This window comes from Chitinophaga sp. MM2321, assembly GCF_964033635.1.
In the GTDB taxonomy this organism is placed as follows: Bacteria; Bacteroidota; Bacteroidia; order Chitinophagales; family Chitinophagaceae; genus Chitinophaga.
Genome location: NZ_OZ035533.1, coordinates 3386811 through 3403941, shown reverse-complemented (window position 1 = coordinate 3403941; position 17131 = coordinate 3386811). Strand labels below are relative to the sequence as shown.

The 17131-nt window shown below is 46.7% G+C and carries 11 protein-coding genes; 8 read left to right on the top strand and 3 right to left on the bottom strand.

Annotated features, from left to right (window positions below):
- The first annotated feature begins 4 nt into the window (after window positions 1–4).
- From ABQ275_RS13220 to ABQ275_RS13200, 5 genes are all read left to right on the top strand, one after another.
- Window positions 5–1873 (top strand): RagB/SusD family nutrient uptake outer membrane protein, encoded by a 1869-nt coding sequence (locus ABQ275_RS13220; protein ID WP_349313607.1) that lies wholly within the window; start codon window positions 5–7, stop codon window positions 1871–1873.
- A 30-nt stretch (window positions 1874–1903) separates the two neighbouring features.
- Window positions 1904–2374: a DUF5018-related domain-containing protein gene (locus tag ABQ275_RS13215; protein ID WP_349313606.1), complete on the top strand. Its 471-nt coding sequence runs from the start codon at window positions 1904–1906 to the stop codon at window positions 2372–2374.
- Window positions 2375–2481: 107 nt separating this feature from the next.
- Window positions 2482–5430: a glycoside hydrolase domain-containing protein gene (locus ABQ275_RS13210; protein ID WP_349313605.1), complete on the top strand. Its 2949-nt coding sequence runs from the start codon at window positions 2482–2484 to the stop codon at window positions 5428–5430.
- A gap of 2 nt (window positions 5431–5432) precedes the next feature.
- On the top strand, window positions 5433–7256 hold the full coding sequence (locus tag ABQ275_RS13205; protein WP_349313604.1) for a right-handed parallel beta-helix repeat-containing protein: 1824 nt from the start codon (window positions 5433–5435) through the stop codon (window positions 7254–7256).
- A gap of 33 nt (window positions 7257–7289) precedes the next feature.
- Complete coding sequence (locus ABQ275_RS13200) at window positions 7290–9680, top strand: glycoside hydrolase family 95 protein (protein ID WP_349313603.1); 2391 nt, start codon at window positions 7290–7292, stop codon at window positions 9678–9680.
- A 3-nt stretch (window positions 9681–9683) separates the two neighbouring features.
- Here the strand turns inward: ABQ275_RS13200 and ABQ275_RS13195 are convergent, their stop codons facing one another.
- Window positions 9684–11153 (bottom strand): PLP-dependent aminotransferase family protein, encoded by a 1470-nt coding sequence (locus tag ABQ275_RS13195; protein WP_349313602.1) that lies wholly within the window; start codon window positions 11151–11153, stop codon window positions 9684–9686.
- Window positions 11154–11331: 178 nt separating this feature from the next.
- Here ABQ275_RS13195 and ABQ275_RS13190 point away from each other — a divergent pair, with 178 nt between their 5' ends.
- Window positions 11332–13104: an SGNH/GDSL hydrolase family protein gene (locus ABQ275_RS13190; protein WP_349313601.1), complete on the top strand. Its 1773-nt coding sequence runs from the start codon at window positions 11332–11334 to the stop codon at window positions 13102–13104.
- A 24-nt stretch (window positions 13105–13128) separates the two neighbouring features.
- Here the strand turns inward: ABQ275_RS13190 and grrM are convergent, their stop codons facing one another.
- Complete coding sequence (gene grrM / locus ABQ275_RS13185; RefSeq protein ID WP_349313600.1) at window positions 13129–14271, bottom strand: cyclophane-forming radical SAM/SPASM peptide maturase GrrM/OscB; 1143 nt, start codon at window positions 14269–14271, stop codon at window positions 13129–13131.
- A 25-nt stretch (window positions 14272–14296) separates the two neighbouring features.
- Window positions 14297–14611 carry a hypothetical protein gene (locus ABQ275_RS13180; RefSeq protein ID WP_349313599.1) on the bottom strand — a complete coding sequence of 105 codons (315 nt, stop codon included), beginning with the start codon at window positions 14609–14611 and terminating at the stop codon, window positions 14297–14299.
- A 231-nt stretch (window positions 14612–14842) separates the two neighbouring features.
- On the opposite strand from ABQ275_RS13180, the gene ABQ275_RS13175 reads away from it, so the two are divergent.
- Window positions 14843–15238 carry a hypothetical protein gene (locus ABQ275_RS13175; RefSeq protein WP_349318782.1) on the top strand — a complete coding sequence of 132 codons (396 nt, stop codon included), beginning with the start codon at window positions 14843–14845 and terminating at the stop codon, window positions 15236–15238.
- Between the two features lie 45 nt (window positions 15239–15283).
- On the top strand, window positions 15284–17131 hold the full coding sequence (locus ABQ275_RS13170; protein WP_349318781.1) for a caspase family protein: 1848 nt from the start codon (window positions 15284–15286) through the stop codon (window positions 17129–17131).

Here is a 17131-nt window from a genome sequence, read left to right as displayed (position 1 = left end):
TTTTATGAAGAAGCTATTCATATTTACTATAGTACTGCTATCTGTTTCATCCTGCCAGAAAATATTTGATACGAAGCCACTGGACAGGGTGAGCCAGGATGATGTGTGGACGAATGTTGCTAATGCACAGACGTTTGTTTATAACACCTATGCCGATGTGATGAAGGATTTTGCCGGCGGGGATCTTACCAGTGTAACAGATGCCTATACCACCAATACGTTGCCGTTTGATGGTATTTATAATGGCAGCGCCAAGGTATTTAATGAAACGATCAACAACACCTATGATGCAGGATTTGATCGTTTCAGTAACATCAGGGCCTGCAATATGATCATTGAAAAAGTAGGCGCCTCCGGCTTTGCAGACGCCGATAAACAAGCCCTGATAGCTGAAGGGAAGTTCCTCCGGGCCATGACTTATTTTGCGGTTGCCCGCAAGATGGGCCGGATCGTATGGATCGATAAAGTGCTGACACCGGGTGATGATTTTAATCTTCCTACTACCGCCAATCCAACGGCGTCTTATAATTATATTATTAAAGACCTGGAAGATGCCGTAGCTGGATTACCTGCTACCGCGCTTGCTGGCAGGGTCAGCAAATTTGCAGCCGCTGCATTTTTAAGCGAAGTATGCCTGGAAGCCATCGCCTACGCCAACTATCCTGCTGCACCAAATATGGGCGACGCGGCTGTACAGGCGCTGGTACAGAAAGTGATCACCAATGCCAACACAGCTATCAGTGGCGGCTATACGATGGAAACAGATTACCAGGGCATGTTCAGCGATCGTAAATCATCATCACCTGAAATTATCTTCGGGATCTACCGGAATAGTATCAACACCACCTGCGAGGGTACACCGATGCAGAACTCTTTCCCAAATGTAGGCAATAGCCAGGTGGCCACTTACGGCGGTTCTCCTTTGTTCGTTGCGGCTACCCGCGTTTTTGAAGCCTGGTTACAACACGGCCCTACACAAAATATGGCCGATGCTTACCTGGTAGTAGATAAAGCAGATCCTACGAAAGCATTACCGTGGAACAAAACTTCGCAGTACCTGGCAGCTGTGGATGAATCCAAATCGCCCAGTGTTGCGGACATTCCCCACGCTACCGGTGAAACCGTAGTGAAGTCGGGCGTTATCCGCCCCGGCAGCACCGAAACCATCTGGTCACTGTCAAATGTAGGCCGCGATGCCCGCTGGGATGCTTCTATTGTCAGCGATTCCGCTTCAAAATATTTTGGTGAAGATGTGACCACCTGTATCAAAGGAAACGCTACCCGCTGGCTGAAGCTAACCGGAAATGCTTACTATGTAAGCCTCTCCAACTTATACTGGCGCAAAGGTATTTACAATGTTTCGCCGCGTGTATATGTAGGTATTCCTACCAATTATCATTATGTACTGATGCGCCTGGGCAGGGTATACCTCAACCTGGCGGAAGCCTATCTGCTGAAAGGGGATGCGGGTAGTGCAGTCACTGCACTGAACCAGACCCGTGTTACCCATGGTCAGTTGCCGCCCTCTACTGCCAGTACGCTGGCTGCTGCATGGACAGACTACAAACTGGAAAGAAGGGTAGACCTTACCCTGGAAAATGATTACTACTGGAGCCTGCTGAGATGGGGCCGTTATGGTGGTGGCGCCAACTATGGAAATGCTCCCGGTAACAGTGATATTCCCGATCTCAATGAACTGCCAAGGGTAACAGATATCAGCAAAGACCGGAAATCATTTGTAACGGTGCAAGGCGCTTTCTTCTCCGCCAATAATGTGCGGGTGTTCAGCCGTAACAAGCGTTACCTGTTCCCGATTGCACAGGGTTTCATTGATAAAAATTCCAATTTCGGACCGCAGAATCCCAATTGGTAATATCTATCTTCTTTCATTAAAAATGATTATATGCGTTTGCTACATATTATAACAGGCCTGGCTTTTTTCATGATACTGTTTTCTTCCTGCCTGAAGAAAGATCTGCCGGCACTGCCTTTGTGGAATGGTACACAGATCACCAACGTCTACTTCGAATACCGTTACCTGGATACTGCCAATGTATGGCAGGGTGCGCCGGTAGTGGCTTACAAGTCGCTGGATGCAACAAAAACAGTGGACTCCGCACATGCAACTATCAGTATCAGTATTACGGTACCTCCCGTTAGCGGCTCTTTTGATGCTGCACAACGGGCCAAGGTATCCTTGGATCATTTGTGGTGCTTTATGGATCTGTCTACCGCTGCTTCCGTAGTACCGGTAAATGATGCGCCCGCACAGGGCTTCTTTGGTGATTTTTCCAAACCACAGCAATACAAGGTAACTGCCGCCGATGGCAGCAGCCAGGTATGGACGCTGACGGTGGTTGATTTTATTAAATAACCGGAGCGGAAATATTACGAATCAGATCACTGATGAAGCAATTTAATCAGTGGTTTGATTCGTATTTCTTTTTCTTTCACGGAAGATACTTTTTAAATTGTTGGGGTATGTTTTTTGCCAATTGTTACAAACAGGTATGCTGTACCATTTTAATATGGTTGTTTTATACCACTGCGCAGGCCGCAGGCGTGCCGTATAGCGTGGCTGCCAAACCCTGGGACGAATCACTGGGTAATCACCGGGCAGAAATACAGGTATTAAAAGCTACCGGTGCCGCCTATGTGAAAATACCGTGGCGCCGCCGGGGAATGGACCCTGCACTGATGGGTATCATCATCACAGATGAAAAAGGAACGGTGATGAAAAATATTTTCCGGGTCAACATGAACCTGGAAGCAGGAGAGCTGGTATTTGAGCCAACAACCGGCGCAGGTAAATACTATGTTTACTACATGCCTTACAAAGGCAAAAAAAATAACGGCAGTTTTCAGGGCGACTACCTGAAACCCGAAGATCAACCGGATACTCAATGGGTAACAAGGGAGCAGCTCTCTTTACCTTACCGCGCGGTAAAGGAAAAGGCGGAGGTGTTGCAAATTCAGTCCAGAACAGCTTTTGATAGTTTTTACCCCATGGAGGTTTGTGCTACAGGCGCAGAAATACAACAGCTGATCCGGCGTAGTACCCATGATTTTATACTTTTTCCGGAAGATAGAAAATACCCCGTGCGCATGGATCATGAGCTGCCTTACCGGTGGATTACACGGCAAGGACCGCCGTCTTTTTCCGCTACGGCCAACAGGAATGAATATTATGCATTCCAGGTGGGCGTATATGCAGCAAAAACTGACCTGGAAGATGTGACCGTTTCGTATAGCCGTTTCAGTGACCGGCTTACCTGTTTTAATCTGGAAGGGGTAGATGCCGACGGGAAAAAATTTACCAGGAAAGTAAACGTGGCAAAAGGGAAAGTACAGGCGTTGTGGTTTGGCCTCGATATCCCCGAAAATCCCCAACAAAAGGAATATACATTTACCATAACTATAAAACCCCGGAATGGAAAAGCACAGGTGGTACCGGTGAAGATAAAGCTAACAGATACCTTGCAGGCAGATCGTGGTGATAATGAACCTTGGCGGCATTCCAGGCTGCGTTGGCTCAATTCTACACTGGGGGAAGAGGAGGAGGTGATAGCGCCTTATACGGCCCTGCAACGCCAGGGAAACAGCATTACCACCATGATGCACCTGGTACAGCTGGACAACAACGGTCTGCTGGCAGCCGTAAATACAAATGCCGGTAAGAATATCTTGCAACGGCCCCTGCGGCTGATCATAGAAACCAGCAACGGTATCGCGCAACTGACACCCGGTAAAATTATTTATACAAAAGAAAAAGATGCGGTGATCTCATGGGAAGCACAAGCCACCAACGAAGCGTTGTCGCTCACCTGCAAAGGCAACCTGGAATTTGACGGCCATCTCACCTATCATACTACCGTAAAAGCAACAAAAAATATTGTGGTGAAAGATGTACGCCTGGAAATAGCGGTAGATAAACAAACAGCCAGGTATTTTATGGGGATGGGGTTACCAGGGCAATCACTACCGGCATCCTACAACTGGAAGTGGAAAGGACCGCAGGATAGCTATTGGATCGGGAATTATGACGCGGGCATTCACTGCGAATTTTTAGGGGCTACCTATAGCGGGCCGCTACTCAATTTGTATCATCCGGCGCCACCGCCTTCCTGGTACAATGATAATAAGGGAGGCTTCAAACTGGCTGCCAGCGCAGAGGGCGCGGTAGCTACCACTTATTCCGGTGAACGTACCCTGCAGCAAGGACAACAACTCAATTTTGATTTTGCCTTACTGCTTACACCCGTGAAAAAGCAAAACGTTGCCGACCAGTTTACCACACGCTACTATCATAACGGTAGTAAACCCGCTCCTGCATTGTCTGATTTATCTTCCGGTATAAAAGTAACCAATGTGCACCATGGCAATGGGGTGAATCCTTACATCAACTATCCTTTTGTAGCTGTGGATACCATGAGGAAATTTGTAGATTACTGGCACCGGCAGGGACTGAAAGTGAAGATTTATTATACTATCCGCGAACTAAGCAACCAGGCGGCGGAAATATGGGCATTGCGCAGCCTGGGAGAGGAAGTGCTGGCAGATGGCAAGGGTGGCGGTTATCCATGGTTGCGTGAACACCTCGTGGATCATTACAATGTACAATGGTTTACCGACATCAAAGGCTATGAACGCGCCGATGCCGCTATTCTTACCAGCGGTAAATCACGCTGGTATAACTACTATGTGGAAGGACTGAAATGGCTGGTTAAAAACGAAGATATCGATGGCCTCTATCTCGATGATGTATCTTTTGACAGGAGCATGCTGAAGCGGATGCGCCGGGTGATGGATGCCATCAAACCCGGATGTCTGCTGGATCTTCACTCCAACACGGGCTTCTCCAAAGGGCCGGCTAACCAGTACACAGAATACTTTCCTTTTATCAATAAGATCTGGTTTGGCGAAAGCTTCGACTATAATAATATGTCACCGGAAAACTGGCTGGTAGAAGTATCGGGTATCCCTTTCGGATTGATGGGCGATATGTTGCATGCAGGCGGAAACCCCTGGCGTGGCATGGTGTACGGCATGACAGTACGCTATCCCTGGTACACGGAAGGTGTAAACTGTGATCCGCGCGAGATCTGGAAAGTATGGGACAGTTTTGGTATCGCGGATGCACAGATGCATGGCTACTGGGAGCCGGATAGAATAGTGACCACTTCAGACAGCAATGTACTGGCAACAGTATACGTGAAAGAAGACAAGCTATTGATAGCCGTTGCCAGCTGGAATAAACAACCAGTAAAAGTAAAGCTGTATATTAACTGGCAACAGCTGGGATGGAATACAGCGGAACGGCAAATGTTCTTCCCGGCCATCGCACGCTTCCAGGAACAACAAACTTTATCCGTTGCAGATAGTATTGAAATGATCCCCGGTAAAGGGTTTTTAATAGAGATAAAAAAATGAGGATGATCAATAAATCAATCATATGCTTATGGCTGTTATTGCTGCCTGTACTGGTCATGGCACAGCAGAAAATACTAGTGAGCGATTTCGGTATTCAGCCAAATACGTTTGTGGATGCCACACCCGCTGTACAGAAAGCGATTGAAGCATGCAGGAACAAACCCGGCGCCATACTGGAATTCCCGGCAGGGCGCTATGATTTTTACCCGGAGCATGCAGTGAAGAAGAAATACTTCATCTCCAACACGTCCAGCGAAACAGAAGTAAGTGAGCATACGAAAACCATCGGTCTTTTCTTTGAGGCGCATAAAGACCTGACCATTGAAGGGAATGGTGCTGAATTTGTTTTTCATGGGAAGATGATCACCTGGGTTTTTGATAGTTGTGAGAATATTACCCTGCGGCATGTAAGTATGAATTTTGAACATCCTACGATGGCGGAGATGTCCATAAAAACAGTGACGCCACAATATGTGATAGCGACCATCCAGCCTGATTCCCGATTCACTATCCAGCAAAACCGGCTGGAATGGTATGGCAATGGATGGAGGATGAAGATCTTTCATGCCGTACTGGCCGATACTGCCAGGGGCGTAAATACCTATTCTTCCTGGACCCCGTTTTACAATAGCCGCGCGGAGCTGATAGCGCCCTACATGGTGAAATTTACAGGGGACTTCTCTAGATTTAAAGCGGCGCCCGGAAACGTATTAACCGTAAGAGATGGTATCCGGGATGAAGTGGGCGCGTTTATCCGGCATTCAAAGAACATACACCTGGATAGCGTCACTATGCATTATATGCACGGTCTGGGCATTGTAGCGCAGTTTTCGGAGAACCTGTATTACGATCATGTACAGGTGGTACCCAAAGAAAACAGTGGACGCGTAATGGCTTCTTTTGCAGATGGCATGCACTTCTCCGGCTGCAAAGGAGAAATAAAGGTAGAGCATTCCCATTTCAAAGGACTGCACGATGACCCCATCAACATTCATGGTACACAACTGAAAGTAACGGAGGTCGTATCTCCCCGCGTGTTGAAGCTGCGGTTTATGCATCCGCAGACATACGGCTTCGCGGCCTTCTTCGCAGGTGATAGTATTGCTTTTCTGCATGCTGCCAGCTTGCAGCTGTTTGGTAACGGCATGATAAAATCGGCTACACTTATTTCTGAACGTGAAATGGAAGTGACGTTAACTACCGACAAACCGGCAGCACTCAAAGCTGGTGATTGCCTCGAAAATATTACCTGGACACCGTCTGTGGCTATACGAAACTGCCGTTTTGAAAGTGTCAACACCCGCGGGTTGCTGGTAACTACCCGTAAAAAAGTAGTGATTGAAAATAATACCTTTTACAGAACCGGGATGCATGCCATCCTGATTGCAGACGATGCTTCCAGCTGGTATGAATCAGGCCCGGTAGCAGATGTGCTGATCACGGGCAACACCTTTGAAGAGTGCGGCTATAACCAGGCGCCTGGGAATTATGTGATTGCCATTGCCCCCGAAAACCATGAACTGGTGAAAGGTTATATGGTACACAGGAATATCCGGATAGAAAATAATACTTTTAAGATCTATGACTATCCTGTTCTTACAGCACGCAGTACGGATAACCTGGTTTTTACTGGTAATCATATCAGCTGGACGGATAACTTCATGAAGCCGCAGGGGCCGGTCAGGGCATCGTTTAACCTGACTGCCTGCAGCAGGGTACAGCTTTTAAAAAACGATTTTAATACACCTTTCAGGCCAACGGTATCATTGCATAATATGGCCGCGAAAGCATTGAAAACGGACCTGCCGGTGTTACCCGCCAGGTAATTTATTTAATTCAGTTAACAGTTATATTTGGATATGAAATATTTCATTACTTGTTTACTCACACTGGGTATCAGTGTGCATGGCTTCTCACAGGGACAGTCATTGAAACTATGGTACACACAACCCGCCGATGCCACTGTGCCGGATGTTGCAAGGGGATGGAACGATGATGTACAATGGTTAAGGGCATTGCCGATTGGTAATGGTAACATCGGTGCCATGGTGTTCGGAGATGTCAATAAAGAACGGGTGCAACTCAATGAGAAAACATTGTGGAGTGGTAGTAACCAGGATAGTGATAATCCCGAAGCGGCTAAATATTTGCCTGAAATCCGGAAGCTGTTGTTTGAGGGCAAGTTCAAAGAAGCAACGGAGCTGACCAATAAAACCCAGGTATGTAAAGGCGTAGGGACCGGTGAGGGCAACGGCGCCAATGTGCCTTATGGTAGCTACCAGACGTTAGGGGATCTGCGTATCGATTTCGGTAAACAAAGCAGCTACACAAATTACCAACGCGCGCTGAACCTGAATGAAGCTATTGCTACGGTCCACTATGACCAGGACGGCACCACCTTCAATCGGGAATATTTTATCAGCGCACCGGCCAATGTGCTGGCGGTAAAATTCTCTGCCGGTAAAAAAGGCGCTATCAGTTTCAGTGCTTCACTGGACAGGCCGGAACGCTTTACCACTACAGCCACCGACGGCGAGCTGGTAATGTCCGGTACACTGAACGACGGTAAAGGAGGGGAAGGAATCACTTATATGACACGCCTGAAAGCAAAGGTAACAGGCGGTAAACAATCGTATAGTGGTAACCGTTTGGTAGTAGAACAGGCAGACGAAGTGATTTTGTATTTATCTGCCTCCACCAGTTATCTACCCAATTACCCGGTATATAAAGGGAGAGATTATAAAAAGCTGACAGCCGCTGCCCTGGGAAAGGCCATGGCGCAGTCTTACAGCCAACTTAAAAAAGAACATATTGCAGACTATCAGCACTATTTTAACCGCGTAGCCTTACAGGTAGCCGATGCCGGCAAAGCAGATGATGTGCCTACAGATGTGCGGGTAAAGCGGGTAAAGGAAACCGGTAATGATAATTATCTCACCCAACTCTATTTTCAGTATGGCCGTTACCTGCTGATCTCTTCTGTCCGGGAAAATACATTGCCCGCCAACTTACAGGGTATCTGGGCAAATAAAATACAAACACCCTGGAATGGCGACTATCACACCAATATCAATGTGCAGATGAACTACTGGTTGGCGGAAAATACCAACCTGGGCGATCTGCATTTATCACTGACCAATTTTATCCAGGATATAGAACAACCGGCTACGAAATCGGCCTCCGTACAATTTGGCGCACATGGTTGGTCTATCAACCCGATCATCAATATATGGGGGTTCACTTCTCCCGGCGAACATCCTTCCTGGGGGCTTACTTCCGGCGCGGGTGGCTGGATCTGTGAGCACCTGTGGGAGCATTATGCTTTTACAAAAGACAAGGCGTATCTCCGCCGGGTGTTCCCTACTTTAAAGAATGCTGCCAGGTTTTATCTCGACTGGCTGGTAAAAGATCCGGCAACGGGCAAGCTGGTATCCGGTCCGGCCTCTTCTCCTGAAAATGCTTTCCTGGCGCCGGATGGCAGCAATGGCACCATCAGTATGGGACCATCGCATGACCAGGAAATCATTGCGGAACTATTTGGCAACGTGCTGGAAGCAGCCGGCATATTGAATGAAAAGGATGCACTGATCCAACAGATAGCTACCGCTAAAGAAAACCTGCTGGCGCCGAAGATCGGTGCTGACGGTCGTATCATGGAATGGGCGCAGCCTTACCCGGAAAAGGAACTGGGTCATCGGCACCTGTCGCATTTGTATGCCTTGTATCCCGGCAATGCATTTAATTTCAATCATACACCTGACTATGTGGAAGCTGCCAGGAAATCGCTGGAGTTCCGTTTGCAGCATGGCGGAGGACAAACTGGCTGGAGTGCTGCCTGGGTTACTAACCTGTGGGCAAGACTGAGAAGAGGCGATGATGCACTGAAAACATTCAATATTATTCTGACAGATAAATCTGCCGAGAATTTATTTGACCTGCATCCGCCGTTTCAGATAGATGGTAATTTCGGCGCTACCGCTGGCATCGCAGAAATGTTGCTGCAAAGTCAGGCTGGCATGATTGAGCTGTTGCCTGCATTACCTGCTGCCTGGAAAACCGGCGAGGTAAAAGGGTTATGCGCGAGAGGCGGCTTCGTAGTAGACATGAAATGGGTGGATGGCAAGCTGGTGAAGGCGCAGGTATTATCGAAAACCGGTGGTAAGTGCATCGTGAAATATAATGATGTTAATGTCACCTTTAATACCGTTGCCGGTAAAGTATATCAACTGAATGATAAGTTGCGCAGCTGATGATTACCTTTTCATAATTTTTGTTAGAATAGTAACAACAGCGGTCAGTTCTTTTTCATTGAGCGACGCAAAGCCAAACCGCATTGCATGCTGCGGTTTGGCTATATAATGATAGTTGCTGCCGCTACTCATAAGCAGGCCCTGTGTGGCTGCTTTGGCAGCGATGGCAGGCAAAGAGGCGTTGCCTGTAAATTGCAGCCAGAGCGCCATTCCGCCCGATGGCGGTGTAAACTGTACCAGGTCGCCCAGCTTTACTTCCAGCAGATGGCAAAGCAGGTCGCGTCTTTCCCGGTAAATCTTTTTCGATTTTTTCAGGTGCCGCTCAATAATGCCGTTGGCCAGCATAGCGGCCAGTCCTTCTTCCGACAGATTATCTCCTCTCAGGTCCATTAAACGGCGCCGCCGGCCGGCTTCTGCTATAAAAGACACCGGTGCAATCATAAACCCGATACGCAAAGAAAGGCCCAGTGATTTTGTAAGAGAGCCAATATAAATAACGTTGCCGCCATGATCGGCGCTGGCTAAGGGTAAGATAGGCGCTGAACTATAATGAAAATCATAATCGTAATCATCTTCTATAACAGCCAGCTGGTATTTTCGGATCACGGCCAGTAACTTCATTCTCCGTTCCGAGCTGAGCGTAACCGTAGTAGGGTGGTGGTGATGCGGCACAACATACAGCATCCGGATCTTCCGGGTGCGGCAAAGTTGTTCGATGGCTGCTACATCAATACCATCCCCATCTACGGGTACATGCAACAACCTGGCGCCCAGTTGTTCAAAACACAGGTTGGCGAAAATATAGTTTGGACTGCCAACGATTATATAATCTCCTTTTTGTATCAGCATGGCCGCTGCAGTATAAATGGCCATCTGTGCCCCGCGTGTGATCATGATATTATCTATTGTAATATCCAGCCCCCTGGTGTTGGTGAGGTATTTAATCATTTCATGCCGCAATTTTTCGCTGCCCTGCGCTTCACCATACATGAGCTGTTTATGTTGTCTGGGATTTTCAATGATAGACCGGCACTCTTTACCCCAGGCGTCCAGTGGCGCCAGCCGCACATCGGGGAAGCCGTCATTGATAACCAGCTGACCTGCTTTGAGGGGTTGCAGGGATGTCATCGCCGGGAAAGGGATCGTATTAAAGTGAAATCCTGGTCCCTGCGCATAGGAAGAAGTGGTTGTTTTAAAAGACCGGGGTTTTATCAGCGGTAAGTTGGCGGCCACCATCACGCCTTTGCGGGCTACCGCCACTACCCAGTCCTGGCTGGTGAGTTCGGCGTAGGCAGCTACTACGGTGTTGCGGTGAAGCTGTAGCTGGTCTGCCAGCACGCGGCTACCCGGCAGGGGAAGGCCCGGTTTTAAAACGCCTTCCCGGATAAGCCCGATGAAGCCATTCGCTATTTGCTGGTATACCGGCAACTTCGACTTCCGGTCAATTTTTATCAGTGTTTTGAAAGGTAACATCTGGACTAGTGTTCAATGGTTAATCTTGCTTGTAAGATAGTCCAATCTGTTTTTCTTTTATAGCAGATTAAAAATAAAATATCACTTTCATAAACCTATCCAGGATCGCGGGAAATGGTTTTCCTTATTGTTTTACGATTTTATTGACTAGTTTAATCGCCGGAATTTAATTTTTCTTATGATGAAGCGTAGCTCTCTTGTTTTAATTTTCTTGTGTGGCCTGCTGACCATGCAGGTGTATGCGCAGCGTGTGGACAGCCTGCAATGGTGGAATCCTGCCACGAATAGCTTTCCGGTAATAGAAGGACAGGGATGGCCCGGGGAAGGAGAACAGCCATATGACCGTCTTCCTGCACGTGCAAAGCCATCGATGAAACCGGATGTGTGGTACCTTTCGCATAACGGTGCAGGTCTGTACCTGAAATTTCAATCAGATGCCGCTGAAATAGTAGTACGGTATGTTGTACAAAACAAGGGTAGTTTGGGCATGCCACATATGCCGGCAACGGGTGTGAGCGGCGTTGATCTGTATGCCCTGGACCATAGTGGCGCCTGGCAATGGGCGCGGGGAAAGTATGCTTTTGGCGATACCATCGAATATCGTTTTTCCCACCTGGAAGCTGACCACGTCTTTAAAAACAAGCCCGTAGAATACCGCCTGTACCTGCCCTTGTACAATACTGTAAACTGGTTAGCCGTGGGCGTTGCACAAAGCAAAAAGTTGATTCCTATGCCCCTGAGCCTTGAAAAGCCGGTAGTGGTGTATGGTACCTCCATCGCACAAGGCGGCTGCGCCAGCAGGCCGGGTATGGCCTGGACAGCCTTGCTCAACCGCAGCCTGGACAGACCCCTCATCAACCTGGGCTTTTCCGGGAGTGGCAGGCTGGAGAAACCGGTGCTCGACCTCATGGCAGAGAAAGATGCAAAACTATATATATTGGATTGTGTTCCCAATCTCAGCGCATCAACGGTGGCACAGCTGGTTACAGATGCCGTACAACTCTTACAAACAAAAAGACCTGGCGTACCCATATTACTGGCCGCACACAGCGGAGGAGTACCCGGCAGCCTGATGGATACCGCCTTGTTAAAGGATTTCGAAAAAGCAAATACCGTATTGCAGGCCACCTACGAAAAACTGATAGCAGCCGGAAAGAAAGACCTGTACATACTTTCAGCTACCGACATCGGCTTTGATATCAACTCCACAGTGGATGGGGTTCATCCAACTGATGTAGGCATGTTACAATATGCCGCAGCGTATGAAAAAATAATCCGCCGGATCCTGAAGGAGCCACAAGGTAACATCAGTACAACCATTCCTGTTACGCAAAGCCGTGATGGTGCTTATAACTGGCGTGCCAGGCACCAGGAGATCCTGGCGCTGAATAAAACCAGCGGGCCGTCATCTATCGTATTAGCCAACTCCATTATTCACTACTGGGGTGGAGAACCGGTAACAAAGATTGTTCGTGGTGAGGATGCATGGAATAAATACATGGCGCCTTTCGGTATGCGCAACCTCGCCTTCGGGTGGGACAGGATTGAAAATGTATTGTGGCGTGTATATCATGATGAGTTGGATGGTTATGCTGCCAATAATATCCTGGTCATGATCGGGACCAATAATCTTGGTAGTGCCACTGATGCAGAAATCATAACCGGCTTGCAGGGATTAGTGGAAGCCATCCAGGTGCGGCAACCCAAGGCAAGGGTTTTGTTGGCCGGCATACTGCCCAGAAGAGCTATGGAGCCGCATGTGGTACTGCTCAATAAACAAATAGCCCTGTTGGCCCGCCGGATGAAAATTACGTTTATTAATCCGGGTACGGTATTGCTGGATAAACAAGGGAAGATCATCGAATCCCTGTTCAGCGATGGCCTGCATCCGATAGCCGCAGGCTATGAGGTGCTGGGAAAAAAATTGCAGGAGTCGTTGAAAAGTAAATAATACCTGATTGGTGATATAGCCCTGTCAGCTGATGAACAGCTTTTCTTCCAGGTAGCCCAGTACCAGTCTGACAGGCACTTTGATATTGTATTTACAATACTTCGTTTCTGTGGAATCGAAGCGGCCATTTTCGAAAAATTTGTTGGAGGGCGCTCCGCCTCCGCACACATGAAAGTATTCGCAGGTGGCTTTACATTGATGGATACCACTATTAATTTCGGCGGCCACTTTTTCCAGCAGGTCATTCCTTTTTCCGTTAGTAAAACCGGTTTCCAGGATGTTGCCAAAAATGAAGTCATTGTATGCTTCCGCATGTTGCCCGATTAATTCAGGAGAAAAAGAAGAGAAATTACCTTCATAATCGATGGACAATATAGATAGCGGTGTGTTTTGATGTGAAGCAGCAACCAGCTTTGAAATGTCCGGCTGTTCAGGGTTACGGAGGATGGCATTGAAGGCGTGGTCAAATTCTCTTATCTGCATGTGCCTTTCTCTTGTTAAATACAGGTCGAAAATTGTTTTGTAAAAGGCGGTAATATCGGGTGTCAGATCTTCATTCAGTAGCGTAGAACTATTATTGATACCTTCAATTTCTTCAATGTTCAGTCCCAGCTGATAGAAGCCGTTTTCATAAAAGAAATCAAAAATAGGACGCGCATACTTCAGCGAATGCTTGCTGATAACAGCAATACCATGATAGGGTATTTTGTTCTCTTGCAGTAATGCAATCCCTTTCATCACTTCATCAAAAGTACCTTTGCCGCTCCTTGTTTTCCGGTTTGCATTATGGATGTCGGCCGGCCCGTCTATGCTAACCCCGATCCTGATATTATGCCGCAGAATGAAGTCGCACCACTCCTGTGTAATAAGTGTACCGTTTGTTTGGATGCAATGCGAAACTGCCATTCCCAGCGGTGCCAGCCTGGAACTGAATATATCAAAAAGAGGACTATAGAAGGAGGGAGGAAGCACCAGCGGCTCGCCTGCGTGCCATACTACAGATATTTGCTCATGAATAAGGCGGTTGTCTATAAGGGAACTTACCACCCTGTTTACTACAGTTTCACTTATCCTTTTGGTATTATTTCTTTGGGGTAGATAACAGTATGAGCAGTTAATATTGCAGAATGGAGTGGGTTGAATAACAACCAGGTCAACTCCTTTCATATGTTGGTTGATTTATAGTCTTGTATTAATAGTTGCCCCAGTTACCCCAGTTGGCCCAATTATCCCATTTGGCCCAGTTATTCCAGTTGTTCCAGTTAGCCCAATTGCCCCAGTTGCCCCAATTGTTCCAGGGATCTACACCACCGCCAAAGAGGTCTTCTCCTTTCATTTCTTTTGTATGCATATCGGGCGCCTGTTTTTTGACCATGTCTCTTACTTTGTTGATGCGGGCGGTGATATCGTTTTTTGTATCGACAGGTGCTGCTTTGGAATTTTTAGGGAAGAAAAGGGAGGTGAAAAGCAACAGGAATGGGGTACATTGCTTTAGTATTTTTTTCATATATTAAGGTTGTTAATATGATAGGGGTATTTACTTTATTTTGGAGAGGAGAACAAGCAACAATCAATTAACCATTAACCTATAATAAAGGTATAGAATATTGGCGGTTCCGCAATAAAATTCCTGCCGGTCTAATTTTTTTGGTGGAATTCCATTTTATTCTATAATTTTAATATGGAATTAGTTGAACCCCCACGCCCCATCGTATTTCTTTACTTTAATTTCTACCCCATGGAATTTAATATTTCCGTTCAATCAGAGGACCAGGACCTGGCTGTTGAAGAAGCGTTATTGCTTCGGGAGAATATTGAGATATATGCCCCCGAAGCCGACAGCAGGCAACTCGAAAAAAAGCTGGCAAAGGATGACGCTGGCCTGAGTATACTGGATGCCGCCGTAAAAATAGTTTTCGGGAGTGACTTCATTGACAAGATTTTAGATACGTTGAAAACGTGGATCAGCTCCCGGGCCGGCGTTATCGACGCAAAGAAAGCAAAGTTTAATCTTACCTACAAAGACGCGGATGGAAAGGATATTACCATCACACTGGAAAATGCACACAGCATCAAGGACCTTTCGCTTTTACTGAATAACATTATCCCATCCGCAAATAACGATTCAAAATAAGCATACCACTCCGCAGCATAGTTGTGAACCTATAATCTATGTTTTATGAGTACCAACAACCAGGTATCTTCTGATAAGATGGCAGCAATACTTATCGGGGTAAAGGATTATGATGGCCCTGATAACCTGCATCCCTTATATAGTGCTGAAAACAACGCCAACAGCTTTTATAAGATGCTCCGGTCCCGTAAGTACGACGTGGATGGCACCGGAACAAAACTGGGTGTGCCGGATGCCAGGATCTTTAAAAAGACTGATGGCGCAGTAGATGCCAATGCCCTCAGGGCTGATATCCTGAACTTTCTCGAAAAAATATTTACCACACCGGATAATGGAAGTCCGGTCAGCTCTCCCGACCTCGTTCTTTTTTATTATGCTGGCCACGGGTATTATGATCTCAGGGAAAAAAAGTACTACCTAACGGTTAAGCATACACGTTTGGCTGATCTTAAAGGAACTGCCATTGACATGGAAGATCTGTGCGAACTGTTAACCCGTTTTAAGAAAAAGGTCGTCATGATCATTGATGCCTGTTTCAGTGAAAATACCTTTGATTATATCCAGTCCAGGAGCGACTTTTACATCATTGCTTCTTCAGCGTATAACAAAACCTCCAAATACCCCGAAGACGCGGAATGCTCGGTATTTACCACCACTTTCCTGAAATGGATCACAAATGGCATAATAGAGGCAAACGGTGCGTTATCTTTTAAGGATATCTTTGATGCTTCCAGGGATGAGCTGGAAAAGGCTGAACAGCCGGTACCCACCTGTTTAGAGAAAAACGATACCGGCAGTATTATCCTGGAAGTGAATAATTACAAACAACCCGTAGCACAGCCAACGAATGATGTGGACCAGGAACCTGATTTCGATGTGGAAAGCTATTTTGAAGATGCGATGCGGCGTATCTTCAGCATCTTTATGCCAGGCGGCACTATCGGCCGGAATTTTCATGATACGGTTTTTAACAGCTTTCCCATTACCATCGCTGTTTTTTTGCGGAACATGTTTGTTAAAAAAACACTGTTGAAAGATGTTGATTTTCTGCTCAACTATTATTACCAGATTATCCGTTTCCTGGCTTTTATCATCATAAAAGAAAATGATCAAACCCATATCACCACCCGGGAAAACGGTAAAATCATCGTTGTTAATAAGGAAAATGAGCAGACGCATTTTTTGTCTGATGAAGACCGGAAGATATTAGGCAGATGGCGGGAACCGGGCGCGGATAACAGCGTGTTTATTGAAATAGTACGCTATGCCTGTATCAGAGGACAAGGGGAATTTACAAAGCAGTTGGCAGGCAATATGACCTTTCTCAACAGGATCAATAAAATTGAAGAACTGATCGCCAGCAACCTGTCAGTAAACCATGCAGGCTTCGTCCGGTTCAGGGACCTGTTGTTCTATTTATTGTCAGATATGCGTTTTTTTAGAGAGTATAACTTATGGACTGTCCGGTTTGTGGAAATAAAAAAGAGCATTATGGGCACTGTCATCTATAAGCACCAGGTAAGCCAGCTTTACGGTCCGGACCCCAGCTCTTACTCCTCTGAGAATTTACTGGAATCCAACATTGGCTCGCTGCATAACGCCATCATCCTGATTCCCAAAAAACCGCTCGACAAAGAAATTGTAGAGCGCAATTTTATCACGCTATGGCCTTTCCTGATTGATGGTAACAGCAATAATGAAACGGCCTCGCTACCGGATGTTTGCGTACTGTCGAAAATAGTGAACGATTTTGGTGAAAGGCAATTTAATTATAAACGGATCTCCCTTATTAAAGAACGTAACGGACCTACTGTAGAATATTCATCTCTTACCTCTTTTCCTGAGAAAAAAGAATGGGAAGAGTTTTTTGGGGCAGGTATAATCCAAAAATGA

Excerpts from the sequence above, each read along its gene's own strand:
- ABQ275_RS13220 (WP_349313607.1), top strand. The coding sequence starts at position 5 with ATGAAGAAGCTATTCATATTTACTATAGTACTGCTATCTGTTTCATCC.
- ABQ275_RS13175 (WP_349318782.1), top strand. The coding sequence starts at position 14,843 with ATGGAATTTAATATTTCCGTTCAATCAGAGGACCAGGACCTGGCTGTT.
- ABQ275_RS13210 (WP_349313605.1), top strand. The coding sequence starts at position 2,482 with ATGTTTTTTGCCAATTGTTACAAACAGGTATGCTGTACCATTTTAATA.
- ABQ275_RS13170 (WP_349318781.1), top strand. The coding sequence starts at position 15,284 with ATGAGTACCAACAACCAGGTATCTTCTGATAAGATGGCAGCAATACTT.
- ABQ275_RS13205 (WP_349313604.1), top strand. The coding sequence starts at position 5,433 with ATGATCAATAAATCAATCATATGCTTATGGCTGTTATTGCTGCCTGTA.
- ABQ275_RS13200 (WP_349313603.1), top strand. The coding sequence starts at position 7,290 with ATGAAATATTTCATTACTTGTTTACTCACACTGGGTATCAGTGTGCAT.
- ABQ275_RS13180 (WP_349313599.1), bottom strand. The coding sequence starts at position 14,611 with ATGAAAAAAATACTAAAGCAATGTACCCCATTCCTGTTGCTTTTCACC.
- ABQ275_RS13215 (WP_349313606.1), top strand. The coding sequence starts at position 1,904 with ATGCGTTTGCTACATATTATAACAGGCCTGGCTTTTTTCATGATACTG.
- ABQ275_RS13195 (WP_349313602.1), bottom strand. The coding sequence starts at position 11,153 with ATGTTACCTTTCAAAACACTGATAAAAATTGACCGGAAGTCGAAGTTG.
- ABQ275_RS13190 (WP_349313601.1), top strand. The coding sequence starts at position 11,332 with ATGATGAAGCGTAGCTCTCTTGTTTTAATTTTCTTGTGTGGCCTGCTG.
- grrM (WP_349313600.1), bottom strand. The coding sequence starts at position 14,271 with ATGAAAGGAGTTGACCTGGTTGTTATTCAACCCACTCCATTCTGCAAT.